Genomic DNA, 14561 nt, shown 5'->3' with positions numbered 1-14561 from the left:
GAGATTAACGAGTCTTTGAGATGCATGAACGAGTTTTTTTTTGAGGTGAATACAAGTTCTAACTCCTACTCCAGTCCCCAATCCCCAATCCCCAATCCCCAGCTTATTGGCAATGATAAAGCTTATATTCGTAGCCGTTTATGCTTGGTAAAGATTGAGTATCAGATATCGCGCATGTTTTAACAGTTTCTTTTACAGGGGCGTGAAAGTTTACCAGCCACAAGTCAAAAGGTCGTGGTAACTTCTTTAAAGTATTTTCTAGCGCAATGGTGGAAGTATTGGGATCTCGATCTTGATGGGCAAGGAGAAACAGAGGTTGTTGAGGTGAATTGGCAAGTTTAAACTCCCTAGCTACCCCCATCATTTCTCCAGTGTGTACATAAGTTTTATGAGTGGTGGCAATCAGTACTGGTACTGGGGATGTTTGTTGAATTAGCTGCACAAACAGGTCAGGGCGATAATATTTTTGATAGCCGAGATTGCAAATTACTGTAACTGCACTGAAAAATCCCATTAGCCAGATTAACATCACGGCTTTTTTACCGTTTATTCCCCATTTACCTATACTTTTAATCCCATTTTTTTCCATCAATTCCTTGGGAGGATGCCAGCAAACTGCAAGACTTGCACCTAGTAAAATAACGATCGCGGGAAAGTAAACAAAGTTATATCTAGCACCTCTAGTTAGGTCAATCCCGAAAAAGTAGGCAAAGATAAAGAATAAAGCGATCGCACTGATAACGATTCCAGCAAACACCTGAATCATAATCCGGTTTTCTGGTTGCTGTAGTTGAATATCGAGTCCCCGCAGCAAAATTGGTACTGCCCAAATAAAGAAAGTTAGCATCACTACTCCAGAAGGAATCACAACTACTACTTGTGAAGATTCAACTGGTAACAGCGAAATCATGGCAATCAATGTTCCTAAAGCTTGAAAAATGGGGTTTAACCAATCTAGCCCGCCGCGCGAACCTCGAATCCACTCAGTCAAAGCACCACGATTTTCATTCTCTAACAAGGTTGGTATCCAAATTAAACCCGCCACACAAGTACCTGTAGCAACGGCATAAATGCGCCGCCAGGGAGGAGAGAAGAGGAGAGAAAATTTTTTGCTAGTCTGCAATTGAAGCCAAGCCAGAAAAATCAAAACTATCGCTTCTGTGCAGAGGGTAAGGGTGAAAAAGTAATGAGTCGCAATACCTAAAGCATTAATTCCTACCCAAAAAAGTGCTATCCAGATGGGTAAAGGTGTACGGTTTTGAATATGGCGTGTAGCAATTACTAAGCAGGTAAGGGAAGCAGTTACCCATAAAGCTGCCAAAGTGTAATGACGGGCTTCTTGTGATAAAAATACACCGTAGGGTGATACTGCCATCATCGCAGCAGTTAAGTGTCCCACTAGTGATGAACGAAATGCTACCTTACCTAAAATGTAAACACACGGAATTAAGGCAGCACCAATTATAGCTGGTAGCGATCGCGCCGCAAACAGCGATACTAATCCGCCATCGCTGGAAAATAATTTCATCCACAGATGAGCCAGCACAAAATACAGTGGTGGATGACTATCTTGTGTAGCTAAGTTATGAATAACATCACCAATACTAGCTGCTGGGTTTGGTTGCAGTGGTTGTAATAGGATGTCAGATGCGATCGCTCGATCTAGGGGTACTGGTGAAAAAGTATTCCCTAAGCTAAACACCAAGGTGGCAAACTCATCAGTCCAAGGAGGCTTTGCAGTCAAGTTGGCTAGGCGCAAGCTGATGCCGATGATTAACCACATCAAGTTCAGAAAAGGGTGAAGCCAGGAAGGTGGGAGATGAGCCTGCCAATTATGCCAATGCTTGGGTTCTAAGGCAGAGCTTAAATCTCCCATCTGTACGAAATGAGTCGTATAGGCAATAATTTTTCTGTAAAAATAAAATGCACCTTGAAAAAGAACTCTCATTGCCTGGCCTCACACGGATGAATTTGTAGATTTGACGTTTTAGATTTAAGTTCGTTCTAAAGTCTAAAAACAAAAATCAAAATCTCAAATCCCTCATTGTGATTATTTCACGTCGGTAACACGCCAGCTAAGTTTCAAATTAATCCAGAAATTCCAGATTGTCGCAACTGCGATCGCTACCAACTTAGCTAAATACTGATTTATTCCTAAGACATTATAGAGAAAGTTAATTATTAGAGCTTGTAATACAACACCTGCTAAACAGATCGCACTGAACTTCAAGAATCGCTTGAAACGTTGATGCGGATCGCGTTGTCTCTGAGAAATATCACTAAAAGTCCATAAATCATTCCATAGGAAATTATTTATGATTGCCACTCCGGCCGAAAGAATCGTACTGCGAGTTAAACCTAAATGAATCACAGTCCGCAGCAAGTAAAACACCGTTAAATCTACAAACACACCACTAAAGCCAACCAACCCAAAGCGGAGGAATCGACCAATGGGGAAATTGACTTTTCTACTAAATCTTCCCACCCGTCCTGTAGAAAGCCGCAACCGCACTAGGTGATGGATGTAATCTATATATTGCTTCCATGTAACCTTACTCTCACCCTCTTTGCGTTCGCAGAACACATACCCAACTTCGGCTACTTGGTCTACTTTTCCCCGCCCGATTACTTCTAAGAGAATTTTGTATCCGACTGGATTGAGTCTTGCATTGGCGATCGCACTCCGGCGCACCATAAAATAACCGCTCATCGGGTCAGAAACTCTGCCCAGTACTCCCGGTAATATCACCAAGCCTAACAACTGAGCGCCACGAGACAAGAAACGCCTAACAACACTCCAGCTACTAACACCGCCTCCTTCAACGTGACGGCTGGCTACTGCTAAATCTGCACCCTGCTCAACACTACGCAACAGTTGCATCAGCACCTCTGGTGGATGCTGCAAATCTCCATCAATCACCCCCAACACATTCCCGGTAGCTGCTTGCCATCCCCGAATCACTGCTGAAGAAAGCCCCCGTTCCTGCTGTCGTCGCATTACTCGCAACTGAGGGTATTCTTGCGTTAAGGATTGTGCTATTTCCCAAGTTCGGTCTGGGCTATCATCGTCTACCACAATTAGTTCATAGTTTCCTGGAATAGATTCATCCAGTAACTGACTCAATATGCTGACCACATTCTTGATGTTGTCACGCTCTTTATAAGTAGGAATTACTAGAGAAAGATAAATAGATTCACCACTCGTACCCAGATGGTTAGGGGGCAACTCTGAAATCTTTAGTGGCCCAGTTGGTACTGTTAACAGCGAGTTGGATGAGTTAATTTTCATGATTTAACATTACAGAACGAGGATGTGTAAAAACCCAGGCAAATAAAGCCAGCAGATGTTTGGCTTTATTGATTGAACTTGGTTGGTCAAAATTAGATGAATAGTTTTGTTACAGTTAGTTGTTCTGAAAAGTTTAGTAATTCTCGCACCTCAATTCAAAATATTTTCCTGAAATTCATCTAAACTTTACATTTAACCAGTAGTTTTTATGGTACCGCTTGTTCGCTTACATAATTTTTTATACAGACAATAAATACTGTACCATTAACTCCCCTAAGTCAGCAAATATACAGTTTATCAAGACTATGTGAAAACTTTTTAGTATTAGTATAGCTAATGTATCAATCACAAATAATTACCGATAAATAAGTATTTATTACAACTAAGTGCAAGATATAGTAATAGTGAATCCATCGCTAAAAGAGTCTATCAAAAAATAGCAAAGATAAGGGTGAAATTAATTGAGCCAGAGAGTTAAAGGCTAGCGCAGTCAAGATATTACTTTGGGCTTTCTGCCCTATATAGTTGTCAAAAGATGAATGAATCCAGTTCAAAGAGTCCTTGACGAGGATCAAAGGTGGATGAACGCAGTTCAAAGATTAGTTAACGCAGTTGCAAGGTGTATGAAGGAATTTTCTCACTCCTGTCTAATCTCCACTACCTTAATTACCTTGTTTACTCGTAATATTGGATACTATAGTCTGGATTTTAATGCTGTTGGGGTGTTCATGTCTGTTTTACATAAATATACTGTTATTCTTCCTGTTAGTCTGAGCATTGCTTTGTTTGTTAGCAGTTGCACCGAGAACAAAGTCTCCCAGTGCCAGCGATTGATTAAAGTTGTGAATGCTGGAACTTCTTTGATTGATAAAAATAAAGGAACGCAAGCGATCACCAGCATACAACTGTCTAAAGATTTAGAATTTGTAACTAAATCGATTAAGGAACTGAATTTAACAGATCCCAAGCTGAAAGAATTTCAAAGCAGTTTTGTCAACATTTTTCAGAATCTCAGTCAAGCGATCGCTAAAGCCGGTAAGGCGCTTGGTACAACCAAAACAGCAGAAGCCTCGGCATCTGGTAGAGAAAAAATCCAAAAGGCGAGAACTGATATTGACTCAGCACTGACAACGGCTACAACCCTTGGCAAACAGTCAGATACGTTAGTCAATCAGACGAATAAATACTGTAGTCAGCCAGATTAATCTTATTTGGGGTATAGGGTATGGGTTATTCCCTTCATCTTATACCCCTCAGCGCAGTAACTTTTATCACTCTTTTTTCATAAATCTTCCTGATATACACCAACTTTATCTGTGAAAAGAAATATTGGTGCAAGTCAAATGAAATACCATGAGTGATATTAGTCTACTGATGGCGAGTGTGCTAGCAACAGCGCCAATCTCCGCGTTCAATTTACCAGAACAGCCTGTAATTCCTACAGATCATCTGGTGCAGCAGTCAATGCCAGAAAATTTATCTGAAGTTGTCTCACCTGCTGAGATTACACCGCCTGAATTTGTGCAGCCAGATATAACTACCTCACCAGCAATCAAGCATAAGTACGAAAATATACTTAAAAAAAGTAGAGAGAAAATTCAATTCATAAGTTCCCCTAACTTACCTGAACTAAAAAATATTCAGCCTGTAACAGAAGTTGCACAGAACCAGGAAAACACAGAAGAATTCTCTCTATCTCCTCAGTCTCCAGATTCAGACAACCCAATGTCTCAAGTCACTTCGGTGTCGCAACTTAAGGACGTGCAACCTTCCGACTGGGCTTTTGCTGCTTTGCAATCTCTAGGAGAACGCTATGGCTGCATTGCGGGATACCATGATGGGACTTATGTAGGAAACCGCAATATCAGCCGTTATGAATTTGCGGCTGGTTTAAATGCTTGCTTAGAGAAGATTAACGAAGCGATTGCAAATAATAAAATTAATACTGTTAAGAATGAAGATTTAGTCCTGCTACAAAGGTTACAGGGCGAATTCAAAGCAGAGTTGCTGCAATTACAGCAGCGGGTTGAGGCTGTAGAAGAACGAACTACTGAATTACAAGCCAATCGCTTTTCCACAACTACCAGATTATTTGGTCAAGCCATTTTTAGCGTCCAGGGAACCAATAGCCCCGATGTCGATTTGTTTCCTAGAGATGGAGTCCCTGAACGCCAGGGAAAAACCAATCTGACTTTCACAAGTAGCGCCCAACTAACCTTAGCAACTTCATTTACAGGGCGAGATTTACTCTTAACAGGGCTGTCTGCTGGTAATTTAGGTTCTAATGCCTCGTTGCTATCTACCAATATGGGGCGGTTGGGTTTCGAGTCAAATACAGACAACAATCTAGTTGTTAGCGAACTATCTTATCGATTTCTCGTCTCGGAACGTTTGGGAATTGTCGTCGGTACGGCAGGAGTCAACCCCATCAACACCTTTCGCGGTATTAGCCCTTTAGAAGGTTCTAGCGACGGTGCAATTTCTCTATTTGGTCAGCGTAACCCGATTTTAAGTATTGGCAATGGCACTAGTGGTATAGGCTTTGATTGGCAGATTAGCGATCGCATCAGTTTGCAAGGCGTTTATAGTGCAGAAATAGCCAATTATTCTGGCAACATCAATCAGGGCGGATTATTTGGCGGTAGATTTACTGCTGGCGCTCAATTAAGTTTAGCACCCACCAACAACATCGATATCGGCGTACATTATCTTTATTCTCATTCCCCAGATGGCTTACTGGGAAGTGGTATTGGCGATTCTCAATTGATTTCGCCTTTTGCAGATGCTACAGCTTTCAATACCCAAGCCATTGGTGCTACCGTTGCTTGGCGAATTAATCCTAACTTGCAGTTAGGCGGTTGGGGTGGCTTTACTTCTTCCAAACCATTAAACCTTCCTGGAAGTGTAGAAACTACAAATTGGATGGTGTTTGCAGCCTTTCCCAACTTGCTGCGTCCTGGAAATTTAGGAGGCGTTCTCGTCGGACAACCGCCCAAAATTACTTCGAGTACCTTACCAAATGGCTTCAATTTTCCCAACTTTTCTGATGGAGGAACAGCAGGCGGACGTAGTGACACATCAATTCACGTAGAACTTTTTTACCGCGCCCAATTAAGCGACAATATCGCCTTGACTCCAGGCTTATTCGTTATTTTCAATCCCGATCACAATGCGGCTAACGATGCATTAGTTGTTGGAGCATTAAGAGCAACCTTCCGGTTTTAATTTTGTACTGATGTAGATGTAATCAAATACGCTATTTTCATACTGGCTTATTCAGTATGAAATGCTTTTATTGCCCAATGAAAGCAAGAAAAACCCGTGCGTATTTTTTTTGATATGTGATTAAAGGAGCAAATTTTTCATGAAATTACATTCATCAACTAAATTAGGTTGTGTTGTTCTTAGCAGCAGCAGTTTAGCCGCAGTCATCATCGCTTCATCTGGAACAAGTGCTTTTGCTCAAATCACCATTCAAAGCACTGGTACATTATCAGGGACTATCCAACTTCCCAGTATTAATCCTAATTTCAATGGCAGCACGACTCGCGTTGATACAGACGACACGGGCACTTACTCGCGGAACTTAGGAACTAAAAACAATCCTAATTACGTTCCTGTATACAAGTCAGGCTATGTAAAAATAGAAACACGCAAGGATGGTAGTTTGCATTATTTTGTTGACTTTAAAGGCATTCCGATTGTCTCCTTTAATGGCGTTCTGGCTTCGCCGATTCTCTCTGGCGGTGAGTTGACACCCTATAAATACCAGGGAAAATTAGCCGGAACCACATTTCAAGGAGTGGTTCAGGATGAATTTAATCTCACAAAAGCCTTATACACTGGTATTGTCACCGATCCAAACACTGGAAATCAGTATCAGGGTACTTTTGAAGTGAGTGGATATGGAGTCAGATATAGCGATCGCAATGGTGGTGCAACTCCCACAGTCTTTGATTTCAAATCGGATATCCCAGGTTCGCCAAAGGTGACATCTTTGGAAATGACTAATTCCCCCCTAGCAAGAATAACAATTAAAGTACCTGCAACTGCAACCCTCATAACTCCCGCGCCCGTCGTTACTGGTGGTAGTACGCCCACTCCCGCGCCCGTCGTTACTGGTGGTAATACGCCCACTCCCGCGCCCGTCGTTACTGGTGGTAGTACGCCCACTCCTGCACCCGTAGTTACTGGTGGTAGTATGCCCACTCCCGCACCCGTAGTTACTGGTGGTAGTATGCCCACTCCCGCGCCAGTAATTGCTGCTACTAACACACCTACTCCTGCACCCGTAGTTAGTGGTAGTAACACTACTCCTACACCTGTAGTTAGTGATGGTAGTGCGATCGCTTCCCCGACACCTACAACCTACACATCGGCCTCTAATTCTCCATCACTTTCCACTACACCTAATATGGAATTCAGTAACGGTAATTCCCTAGAGGTTAACCCTGCAACCCTTGTTCAAACTGCTTGTTCGCCGGATTCTACCAATAGCTGTACAATACCCGTTTCACCCAAACAAGCGATCGGCCCCCGTAGTCGAGTGCTACTGCATTAGTGATTTGAGAACTTCTTTTGCCCTCCTGAAAACAGGGGGCAAAATGAAATCAATATAATAGCCAAGACAGGGGCAACATAGTTCTTCGTGGCGTTTTTTTTGTTTAGGCTTCGTTTCGGTGGGAGATTTTACCCTGATGATTTTCTGGCTATACTAGGGATTTAAGCTGATTGATTGATAAATTTCATTCCCTAGCATGAAAGATACAAAAACTTTAAATTTCAGACATATATCAGTGTGCATTTCCTTTTAAGTGACACAAAAGCCTTGTCTGCTCTTAGAGTAAATAAATTTCCTTGGGGTAAAAAATTTTATCAGTCGATCGCTGATGTTAACACTATAGAGTGAATCTCAAACAATTAAACGTCTTCTGAGTTAGCACCTATGAAAGAAGAATTGATAGCCAGAGTTCTACAGGTTTTGCAAATTAATATGAGTTGGATGACTTGGAATTTATTTCTGGCTTTTATCCCTTTGGCTTTGAGTGTGTGGTTATTTCGCATGAGGCGAGGTGGCACTTGGCTTTGGTGGCTAGGATTTTTAGTTTTCTATGCTTTCTTACCGAATGCACCTTATTTGTTGACTGATGTAATTCACTTGATAGATGATATCCGCACGATTCAATCGGTGTGGATAATTACTTTAGTACTAATTCCTGTGTATTTGCTAGTAATTCTAGGTGGATTTGAAGCTTATGTAATATCGTTAATTAATTGGGGTTACTACTTACATCGGATCGGTAAGAGCCAATGGATTTGGCGCGTTGAGTTGATTACACATTTTCTCTGCGCGGTTGGTGTTTATTGGGGACGATTTTTGCGTTTCAACAGTTGGGATTTTATTACTCAACCCGATGCTGTCATAACCAAAGGAGTAGAAGAAATTCTCGGTAAACAGCCCCTAGTAATTATTGCTATCAGCTTTGTGGTGCTTGCCGGTTTGTACTGGATTATGAAACGAGTAACTTTAGGTTTTGTTAGGCAACCCAAAAATGTATATCCTATCGAGTCACAATCAACCGATACTAACACTCCAAATGCTTGATGAGTCAAGTACTTACACCTGCTTTTACTGCCCATCAAATACTTCGCAAATGACGGAACGCTTTGCGAACGGGTAGGTGTAGGCTTATCACAACAAAAACCTAAAACCTAAACAACCAACAACTAATTTAATTCTGAACCGCTTCTAACCAAGCCAGCAAATCAGCTAAACTGGTGAGATATAACAGCCCTTCGCTCAAATCTTCGAGAACCAGTAAGGATAAACTAGAAATTGAGGAGCATATTTCCGCAGATAGTTCTCCAAACCGCTTAGTTAAAAGTCGGATAATGAGGTTAGCAGCTTCTTCTTGTCGCCCTTCTTCCTTAATTTCTCGGTAAACTCTCGTTTCTTTGAGCGTTATTCCTAGCATAGACTCTACCTCAGTTCGAGTTAATATTTCAAACTTGTACACCATGATTGTCACTATCATCGAATCATATATTCTGCTACATAGTAAAATCGATCGCTTACAGCTTCAGCTATAATACTTTGTTATACTTTTGAAGCGTTGCTTCATGGTCGCCATTTATAACGCGGAATCCACTGAAGCACTTCTTTGGCGAGTTGGGTATTAATTAGGGCTTTGTAGGGTTCATGTTCATATTCATCACCTCCGCGCCAATCTATTTCAGGAAGTAGAGATTGAGCCATTTCTTGACTAGTTCGATACGCCGAAGAAATGTCATCAGCGCATAGCAACAAGGTAACATGACCAGGATTAGGGCAGTGTAAAGCATATTGCGCTGCTTCTGCTGCGTCTCTCACATCCAGAAAAGCGCCGTATTCCCAAAAAGGATTCCACTCAAAATCGGGATTTGCTTGGCGATTGGAAATAATAAAATCGTAAGTTTCTTCATCAAAAACACCTGGTGGTCGCAGGCAAATAGTTGAGATACCTGTGCTATTGGTAAAATATCTGCACATTTCTTCACCAAGCCGCTTGGAAACAGCGTAAGTAGTAGTTGGATAACAAGGATGATTGTCATCTAGAGGAAGATAATCTGGTTTTCTTTCACCTTTAAAGATTCCCAATACATCAACACTGCTGAAGAAAACAACACGTTTGAGTTTTACCTCTGCTGCTGCTGAAAGAATATGCCAAGTTCCAAGAACATTGACTGCCATTATTTCGTTGGGTGTATCCTCAGAGTTTCCAAGTAGCGCCGCAAGATGAACAATTGCATCGCAGCCTTGAACTGCCGAACGAATTTCATTTGGATTCAGAATATTATGACCACTTGTAATATCAAAGCCAATCACTTCACATCCATCAGCACGCAAAACTTTTTCAACAACCGAACCAATCATTCCTTCGTTGCCAGTAATTAAGACTTTCATAACACCCAGAATTGTGTATTGTATTTAATGAAGTTTTCGTCGGGCTGCTGCTAAAATTACGCGTTGTTCAGCACGAGCGATCGCCTGATATGTTCGCTCGACTGCTTCCGGTTCCACGGAAATGGAAGTTATCCCCCATTCCACTAATTTATCGATAATTTCTGGATAGAGGGCTGGTGCTTGACCGCAGATTGAACAAGGTATACCGGCACTTTTAGCCATTTGGATCAGTTGAGCGATCGCACTCATAACTGCCGGATGACGTTCATTAAATACTTTTGCTAGCTCTCCTTGTTCTCGATCCACTCCGAGCAATAATTGGGTTAAGTCGTTTGTACCAATAGAAATTCCGGCTGCACCTGCTTTGACATATTCCGGTAGTAAGAACAGTACGCTTGGCACTTCTGCCATCATCCACAATTGAAATTCTGACACCTCAGTTAAAAGAGCTTGCTTAACTTTGCGATGGCAAAAGATAAATTCTTCCACAGTCCGCACAAAAGGCAACAGGAGATTCACGTTACTGTAGCCAGCTTGCTGTACGCTCGCTAAAGCTTGCAGTTCCAACTCAAATACTGCGGGATTTCGTAAATAGCTGAAAGTACCGCGTTCGCCCAACATCGACTGGGGCGAAGATTCTAAACTATCACTCAATGATGGTAAATCTTGCGATCGCCAATCCAAAGAACGATAAAAAACTGGTCTTGGTGCAAAAGCATGAGCAAACTGCATAATCTGCTCAGACCAACGCTCTAATAATTCTGCTTTCCGACCGCCTAAAATCCAACTATTGGGATGTTGTCCGTCTAATATATTTAGTACCATCAATTCTGACCGCAACAATCCCACCCCATCCACAGGGAAGCTTTGTACTTGTTCTATTAAACTGGGCTGGCTCAAGTTAACCAGTAGTTGGGTAGCAATCATGGGTAGATGAGAAGTAACAGGAAGATTGAGCGCTTTGGGGTTGGGGTGATTCGGAAAAAGAATATTGTCTCCTCTCAGTCTCCCACTTTCCTGCTCTCTACCTCTTTCCATCTCCTCCTTTGAGTTTCCTTTGATTCGATAAACTTCTCCTCTGTCACCATCAAGCAACAGTCGTTCGCCAGTTTGGATTAAGGTTGTGGCAGATTTGGCGTTTACCACTGCTGCGATCCTTAATTCTCTGGCAAGAATAGCAGCATGGCTGGTTAATCCACCTTGTTCTGTGATAATACCAGCAACTTGGTGTAGTAATGGTAGCCAATCAGGAGCGATCGTTGGTACTACTAAAATCACTCCCTTGGGTAGTTGTTCGGGTTTCTGTTGCGAATTAGTAATAACTAGGGCAGTCGCGACAACACGTCCTCTTGCCGCCCCTAATCCCCTAATGAAGTGTCCGTGGGGAATTACAGATTGGGGAGAACTAACTTGTGTAATGTAGAGCTTGCTAGATGTGGTTTGTTGAGCAATAGTCCATTTAATCGTAAAAGTTTTACCTAGTTCACTTACCAGTTGAGTTCCCAGAGCAATTATTTGTTGTAAGTATTCTTCTTGTAAAGCGTACTGTTTTTGCTGGGCTTCCTGAAGTACGTAGGTATTAAGACAAGTGCTATCTGGTGTTAGCACTGAGTTAGGCATGGGTTGCGAAAAAGCTCCAGGTACAGCATTATCCACACCATAAGCCAGCATTTTATTACCCAACTGTTGCTCAAGCACAACCCCAGTTGCCTGTTGAATGTAGTACACATCTGGCTGAACTTCACCTTGAGCGATCGCAATTCCTAATCCCCAAGTGGCTTCAATTTCCCATCCAGAGGAATTGGCTTTGAGCAAACCACTAGCGATCGCATTCTCAACAGGTTGCACCAAAACTGCTAAATTTACTTGTTGCAGGTTAATTCCTGCTCGTTGCCAATAGAGGAGGCTCCTGGCACGAAACATCTGGCTCCAGGTACGTTTTAATGCCCAAGCGATCGCTTCCGGTTCGCACTGACAAAATACCGACTCTAGTAAACCAGATACATTCTTTATGGCTGAGGTAGCAGTTGATACTGCCAAAGTCGGTCGAAGAATTAAACAGCTAGTTTGCCATTCCCTAGCTGCTTGGAAAATTGTACTCACCCACTCCTGCGGTACGGTCGCAGTGAGAATTTCTTGGCGTAAGCGACCCGCTACCTGCTGAAGTTGCCGCCAATTAGCGACATCTAGGTGTAATGAAGAATGGGGTAAGTCAGCCACTAGTGACTCTGAACTATTAAGATTTTCGAGAAATTGCCGCAAATTTTCTGCCGAAACAACAAAACCAGGCACCACTGGATAGCCACGCTGCATGATTCTGCTCAAGTAAAATGCTTTCTCGCCTACTTTGGTGCGGTCTTGTAGTTTTATTTGGTCTAGCCAGTAGAGTTTATCCACTCAATTTGTTAGTTGTCTATTTGTAGCCACAGGCATTTCCTTCTGGTATGTTATCAGCCATAAATCCACTGACTCTCTACTAGCTACAGTTTCCAGCATTTAGATTTAGGTTGAGTTTGCTGACCTTATTTAGTGGTTAATTGTTAATTACACGATGTCTTGCCGTAATTCAACTCCTTTGTAAATCAAATATTTTCCTTCATTTCACCTCCATTGCCTGAAACAGGGGTTTAGTTGTTTGATTGAGTTGTAGATGGCGGTATTATATTTAATTATTGAGTGTATGGGTTAAATCTAGCAATTTAAGGTAGAATTTCATAGTTTATTGATTTTAAATAGTTTCTCAACTATTTAATCAAGTTAAAATTCACGTCATTTATACAGATTGCAATCGTTGTCATAATTAGATCGGTAAGCTTTATTTAGTTTTGATAGCAAAATATCTTATTGAAAGATAATCTCAACAATGGAAGAGATTAATTTACATCTAAAAAACTATCCCCGAATTTATAAAATGTAAATGTAGGACTGAGATTTGATTTTTGAAAAAACTCTGGATAACTCAAAAATCCTTCTTGCCTACTGCCTGTTAAACCGAGTAAATTCAAAAATCAAAGCAAAGTACTGATATAGTATAGGCTATAAATTTACACTTATTAAATAGGCATGGGCAAGTAAAATTCTGCTAGTCCGAGATAGGTAAGTTTTATTGGGGTCAGAAAGTTAAACTATGGCACGATTCTAAATGTGTGGTTTCATTTGGTGGAGCGCCATTGGAAATAGTCAAGGCTTATATTAATTAAAGGGCAGTCAGGTGGCAAAGAATGATTGTCTGCTCCACAACGTTTGCCAGACCGCTATCCATCCCCTGAGCTATAGACGGATGGGGTTTTCTGCTAATTCTGATGTAATAGCTACAGTTTCAACTTGATTTTACGAAGGCGATCGCAGTTTGTCTTTAAACCAAAATAAATATTTGGACTTAGACATTTAAGCGATCGCCTCAACTGAAATTTAAGCAGCACAAAAAATCGGGGCAGGTGATAAACCTGCCCCAACATCTGATATACTACGCCCAACGGCTTTTGCTACAGGCTTTAAACTATCAACTAAATGCACCATATCTTCTAAAGAGAGGGCTTGGCGGGCATCAGAAACAGATTTTTCTGGTTCTGGGTGACATTCAATAATTAATCCATCTGCACCGCAAGCGATCGCAGCCCTAGCCACAGGTGCTACTAGTTCCCGTTTACCGACCGCATGGGAAGGATCTACAATCACAGGCAGATGAGTTATTTGCTTGAGTGCTGCCACTGCCCCTAAATCTAAGACATTGCGAGTGTAATCATCAAAGCTGCGGATACCGCGTTCGCACAACACCACATCAGGATTACCGTGGCTGAGGATATATTCAGCAGCCATGACGAATTCTTCAATAGTTGCTGCTAAACCACGTTTGAGTAGTATTGGTTTACCAGCTTGTCCCAAAGCTTTGAGTAAGTCGAAGTTTTGCATATTGCGGCTACCAACTTGCAGCATATCAGCGTGGGCGGCGACTACTTCAATTTGAGAAATTGACATCACCTCAGTGACAACTGGCATCAGGTAATGCGATCGCACTCTTGCCAAAATCTTCAATCCTGACTCACCCATCCCCTGGAAAGCGTAAGGAGATGTGCGAGGTTTGTAGACACCGCCACGCAACCCTTGCACTGATGCAGTAGATAGCTTTTGGGCAACTATCTCCATTTGTTCTAAGCTTTCAACGGTGCAAGGTCCGCCAATAATTACCAGTTCTTCGCCTCCGAAAGCGACTTTTTCTGAAATTTTAACGATTGTCTGGTGGTTGGGATGAGATTGTGCGGCAAGTTTGGCATTAATCATGATTTCTATTCTCCTGAAAAGTTAGGGATTGGATATTGGGGATTGGGG

The 14561-nt window shown here is 41.9% G+C and carries 10 protein-coding genes and 1 pseudogene; 5 read left to right on the top strand and 6 right to left on the bottom strand.

What is annotated here, in order from left to right:
• Positions 1–103 precede the first annotated feature (103 nt).
• Positions 104–1948 (bottom strand): glycosyltransferase family 39 protein, encoded by a 1845-nt coding sequence (locus tag CDG77_RS24020; RefSeq protein WP_143857083.1) that lies wholly within the window; start codon positions 1946–1948, stop codon positions 104–106.
• Between the two features lie 102 nt (positions 1949–2050).
• Complete coding sequence (locus CDG77_RS24015; RefSeq protein WP_094331861.1) at positions 2051–3289, bottom strand: glycosyltransferase; 1239 nt, start codon at positions 3287–3289, stop codon at positions 2051–2053.
• Positions 3290–4017: 728 nt separating this feature from the next.
• On the opposite strand from CDG77_RS24015, the gene CDG77_RS24010 reads away from it, so the two are divergent.
• The 4 genes from CDG77_RS24010 (at position 4018) to CDG77_RS23990 (ending at position 8894) form a co-directional block, all read left to right on the top strand.
• Positions 4018–4494, top strand: coding sequence for a hypothetical protein (locus CDG77_RS24010; RefSeq protein WP_094331873.1), 477 nt, complete (start codon positions 4018–4020; stop codon positions 4492–4494).
• A 148-nt stretch (positions 4495–4642) separates the two neighbouring features.
• Positions 4643–6514, top strand: a complete 1872-nt coding sequence (locus CDG77_RS24005; RefSeq protein WP_094331860.1) for an iron uptake porin — start codon at positions 4643–4645, stop codon at positions 6512–6514.
• Between the two features lie 139 nt (positions 6515–6653).
• Complete coding sequence (locus tag CDG77_RS24000) at positions 6654–7850, top strand: hypothetical protein (protein ID WP_190234055.1); 1197 nt, start codon at positions 6654–6656, stop codon at positions 7848–7850.
• Positions 7851–8234: 384 nt separating this feature from the next.
• Entirely contained in the window at positions 8235–8894 is a 660-nt protein-coding gene (locus tag CDG77_RS23990; RefSeq protein WP_094331859.1) for a DUF1361 domain-containing protein, read from the top strand.
• 127 nt (positions 8895–9021) lie between these two features.
• Here the strand turns inward: CDG77_RS23990 and CDG77_RS23985 are convergent, their stop codons facing one another.
• From CDG77_RS23985 to CDG77_RS23975, 3 genes are all read right to left on the bottom strand, one after another.
• Complete coding sequence (locus CDG77_RS23985) at positions 9022–9264, bottom strand: DUF4351 domain-containing protein (protein ID WP_442946439.1); 243 nt, start codon at positions 9262–9264, stop codon at positions 9022–9024.
• 143 nt (positions 9265–9407) lie between these two features.
• The gene (locus CDG77_RS23980; RefSeq protein ID WP_094331857.1) at positions 9408–10232 is read right to left on the bottom strand and encodes an NAD-dependent epimerase/dehydratase family protein; all 825 of its coding nucleotides are present in this window, start codon (positions 10230–10232) and stop codon (positions 9408–9410) included.
• Between the two features lie 24 nt (positions 10233–10256).
• A complete protein-coding gene (locus CDG77_RS23975) occupies positions 10257–12629 on the bottom strand; it encodes a putative PEP-binding protein (protein WP_094331856.1) in 2373 nt (790 codons plus the stop codon).
• 695 nt (positions 12630–13324) lie between these two features.
• Here CDG77_RS23975 and CDG77_RS39165 point away from each other — a divergent pair.
• A pseudogene (locus CDG77_RS39165) lies at positions 13325–13457 on the top strand (IS200/IS605 family transposase); the annotation flags it as partial.
• Between the two features lie 186 nt (positions 13458–13643).
• On the opposite strand, the gene aroF reads toward CDG77_RS39165, so the two are convergent.
• Positions 13644–14513: a 3-deoxy-7-phosphoheptulonate synthase gene (gene aroF / locus CDG77_RS23965; RefSeq protein WP_094331855.1), complete on the bottom strand. Its 870-nt coding sequence runs from the start codon at positions 14511–14513 to the stop codon at positions 13644–13646.
• Positions 14514–14561: the final 48 nt, after the last annotated feature.

The organism is Nostoc sp. 'Peltigera membranacea cyanobiont' 213, assembly GCF_002245975.1.
Taxonomy (GTDB): Bacteria; Cyanobacteriota; Cyanobacteriia; order Cyanobacteriales; family Nostocaceae; genus Nostoc.
Note: the sequence above shows the minus strand (reverse complement) of the source record. Positions and strands in the feature narration are given on the sequence as shown.

What these genes read in the sequence shown, in the direction of transcription:
- CDG77_RS24020 (WP_143857083.1), bottom strand. Translation starts at nt 1,948, where the DNA reads ATGAGAGTTCTTTTTCAAGGTGCATTTTATTTTTACAGAAAAATTATT.
- CDG77_RS24015 (WP_094331861.1), bottom strand. Translation starts at nt 3,289, where the DNA reads ATGAAAATTAACTCATCCAACTCGCTGTTAACAGTACCAACTGGGCCA.
- CDG77_RS24010 (WP_094331873.1), top strand. Translation starts at nt 4,018, where the DNA reads ATGTCTGTTTTACATAAATATACTGTTATTCTTCCTGTTAGTCTGAGC.
- CDG77_RS24005 (WP_094331860.1), top strand. Translation starts at nt 4,643, where the DNA reads ATGAGTGATATTAGTCTACTGATGGCGAGTGTGCTAGCAACAGCGCCA.
- CDG77_RS24000 (WP_190234055.1), top strand. Translation starts at nt 6,654, where the DNA reads ATGAAATTACATTCATCAACTAAATTAGGTTGTGTTGTTCTTAGCAGC.
- CDG77_RS23990 (WP_094331859.1), top strand. Translation starts at nt 8,235, where the DNA reads ATGAAAGAAGAATTGATAGCCAGAGTTCTACAGGTTTTGCAAATTAAT.
- CDG77_RS23985 (WP_442946439.1), bottom strand. Translation starts at nt 9,264, where the DNA reads ATGCTAGGAATAACGCTCAAAGAAACGAGAGTTTACCGAGAAATTAAG.
- CDG77_RS23980 (WP_094331857.1), bottom strand. Translation starts at nt 10,232, where the DNA reads ATGAAAGTCTTAATTACTGGCAACGAAGGAATGATTGGTTCGGTTGTT.
- aroF (WP_094331855.1), bottom strand. Translation starts at nt 14,513, where the DNA reads ATGATTAATGCCAAACTTGCCGCACAATCTCATCCCAACCACCAGACA.